The sequence below is a fragment of the Actinoplanes subtropicus genome, from assembly GCF_000721705.1.
Classification (GTDB): Bacteria; Actinomycetota; Actinomycetes; order Mycobacteriales; family Micromonosporaceae; genus Actinoplanes; species Actinoplanes subtropicus.
The window spans coordinates 1-2,739 of sequence record NZ_JOJL01000101.1; the positions used below are offsets into that span (position 1 = coordinate 1).

The window sequence follows — 2,739 nt, forward strand, 5'->3', positions numbered from 1 at the left end:
CGCCCGCCACGCCCACCACAGGCTCGCCCGCTGCACCCGCCACAGGCTCGCCCACCACGGGCTCGCCCACCGCGTCGCCTTCCGGAGCCAGCGCACCCACCGCAGGCTCGCCTTCCGGAGCCGGCGCACCCACGACAACCGTGGCGACGCCCGCTCCGGCGATCCCCCGCCCATCCCAGCCCTTGGAGGACGCGGCCGCCCTCTCCACGCCCGACGGCCTGTCCACCGGCGCGGCGGGCCCCGCCGAGATCGTCCCGAGCCCAGCCGGCCGCCCCTAACCCGCGCAGGCGCACAACAGCCCACGCCAACGGCTCACTTCGCCGCCCGCGGGCCGACACGCGGCGCTCCCGCGGGCCGGCGTTCGCGCGGGCCGGCCGCCGCCTCCTACCCGCGCCCCGGGCGGCGGCCCCGACCCGGCTCGCCCGGGTCCGGCGGGCGGCAGCCCTCACCCGCCGCGGACGCCCGCCTAGCCTTTCGGTGGGCCGCGGACGCCCGCCTGGCCTTTCGGCGGGCAGCGCCGCCTCCCACGCCCGCCGCTCTCGGCTTGGGCACGCCCGTCGCGACGCCCTTGCCCCGCGACCGCGCCTCGGTCTCGCGAGCTCCCCATCTCCGCCACACCCGACGTGGCCTTTCAACCTGCTCGCGGAGCTCGTTTCGCGCGCGCCCGAGGGGTTCCCATCGGCAGCCAAAAGTCGGTTGTGAGGGAAACCCAAAGTTCTTGTACGATCGTACTTGTACATACGTACAAGAAGAGGTGCAGTCGTGGCTTACGTGTTTCTGTTGGGTGCCATAGCGGCTGAGGTCGTGGCCACCGCCTTCATGAAGTCCACGGAGGGCTTCACCCGGCTGTGGCCCACGGTGACTGTCCTGACCGGCTACGTGATCTCGTTCGTCCTGCTGGCCCAGGCCGTCAAGGGAGTCCAGGTGAGCGTCGCCTACGCTCTTTGGTCGGCCCTCGGCACGGCCGCTATCGTCGCGATCGGGGCCGCGTTCCTCAACGAGCCGATTACCGTCGTCAAGGTGGCCGGCATCAGTCTGATCATCGCGGGAGTAGTCACCTTGAACGTCGGCGGTGCCCATTGACCAACGGCCTGACCAGCCCGAGCGGCCGTGACGCGCACACTTCCCCCCGCAAGGCAAAGCCACCCGCCCCGGACAGACCCGCGGCGGCCTCGGCCGAGACCGGCAGAACCACCGAGACCGGCACGGCCACCACGGCCACCACGGCCACGGCCCCCGGGACGAGCACAGCCACCGGGATCAGCACGGCCCCCGGGACGAGCACAGCCACCGCGACGGACCCAGCCACCGCGACGGACCCAGCCAATGGGACGAGCACAGCCACCGGGACGGGCACGGCGGCCGGGATCGCTGACGGTGGCGCGGCCGGTGGTGAGCGGCAGCCGGCCCGCCGCGCACGGGATCCGCAGGCGCGGCGGGATGCGCTGGCCGCCGCGACCATTGAGGTCGTCGCCGAGATGGGGATCGGGCGGACCACGCATCGGGCCGTCGCTGCCCGGGCTGGGCTGCCGCTCGGGGCCACCACCTATTACTTCCCGACGCTGGATGCCCTGATCGCGGCCGCTCTCCAGAAGGCGGCCGAGGATCAGGAGGCCGACCTCCGGGCTTGGGCCGACCACCTCCACGACGTCCCCGACCTGGCCGTGGCCCTGGTCGACCTGGTCGCCGACTACATGGCCGACCGGCGCCGGGCGCGCATCGAGTACGAACTGTGCTTGGCCGCGGCCCGTGACGACGCCCTGCGTCCGCTGGCCGAGGACTGGCTGCACGGCCTGCACGAACTCCTCACCCCGCATGTGGGCGAGGACGCCGCCCACAACATCTCCGCCCTGCTCGACGGCACGATGCTCCACCTGCTGGTGACCGGCGCCCCGCTGAACGCCCCCGCCCTGACGGCCGCCATCCGCACCTTGTCCGCCGCCTGACGACACATCGGGAGCACACCGCAAGGATGGTGAATCGGCGTTCGCCCCGAACACGCCCTCTCCAAGATCTGGCCGCCGGAGCGGAGCGGGGCGCAGCGAGCGCGGCACAGCCAGCGCGGGCACGAACACGGCACAGCCAACACGAACACGAACACGGCACAGCCAGCACGAACACGAACACGGCACAGCCAACACGAACACGAACACGAACACGGCACAGCCAACACGAACACGAACACGGCACAGCCAGCACGAACACGGCACAGCGTGCGCGGGCGGAGCGGAAGGCGCGTGATACCGCAGACTCGAACGAGACGAGCGCTCAACGCGGAAGCGGCCCGCCCCGGAAACCCGGGACGGGCCGCATCAAGCTGACGCTGAATCAGCGGTCGGCGTCGCTCGCGATGTCCTCTTCGTAGGTCGCGCCGCCGTTGGAGTGGCTGGTGAGCACCTTCGCCCCGCCCTCTGGCGGCCCCGCCAGGGTCTGCGCGCCGGGCGCGAGCTCCGGGAACTTCGCGTCGAAGGCGGGCCGCTCCGAGCGGATCCGGGGCATGCGGTCGAAGTTGCGCAGCGGGGGCGGGGACGATGTGGCCCACTCGAGCGAGTTGCCGTGGCCCCACGGGTCGTCGACCGTGACGAGCTCGCCGACCTTGTAGGACCGCCACACGTTGTAGATGAACGGCAGCGTGGACAGGCCGAGGACGAACGAGCCGATCGTCGAGAACGTGTTCAGGAAGGTGAAGCCGTCCGACGCCAGGTAGTCCGCGTACCGCCGGGGCATGCCCTCGGTGCC

2 protein-coding genes and 1 pseudogene are annotated in these 2,739 nt (G+C 72.1%); 2 read left to right on the forward strand and 1 reads right to left on the reverse strand.

Annotated elements, in window-relative coordinates:
* Positions 1 to 762: 762 nt before the first annotated feature.
* Both IH26_RS0152205 and IH26_RS0152210 read left to right on the forward strand, forming a co-directional pair.
* The gene (locus tag IH26_RS0152205; protein ID WP_030443763.1) at positions 763 to 1,083 is read left to right on the forward strand and encodes a DMT family transporter; all 321 of its coding nucleotides are present in this window, start codon (positions 763 to 765) and stop codon (positions 1,081 to 1,083) included.
* Positions 1,084 to 1,478: 395 nt separating this feature from the next.
* On the forward strand, positions 1,479 to 1,946 hold the full coding sequence (locus IH26_RS0152210) for a TetR/AcrR family transcriptional regulator (protein ID WP_245666075.1): 468 nt from the start codon (positions 1,479 to 1,481) through the stop codon (positions 1,944 to 1,946).
* Positions 1,947 to 2,328: 382 nt separating this feature from the next.
* Here the strand turns inward: IH26_RS0152210 and IH26_RS0152215 are convergent.
* Positions 2,329 to 2,739, reverse strand: a pseudogene (locus IH26_RS0152215) (aa3-type cytochrome oxidase subunit I); the annotation flags it as partial.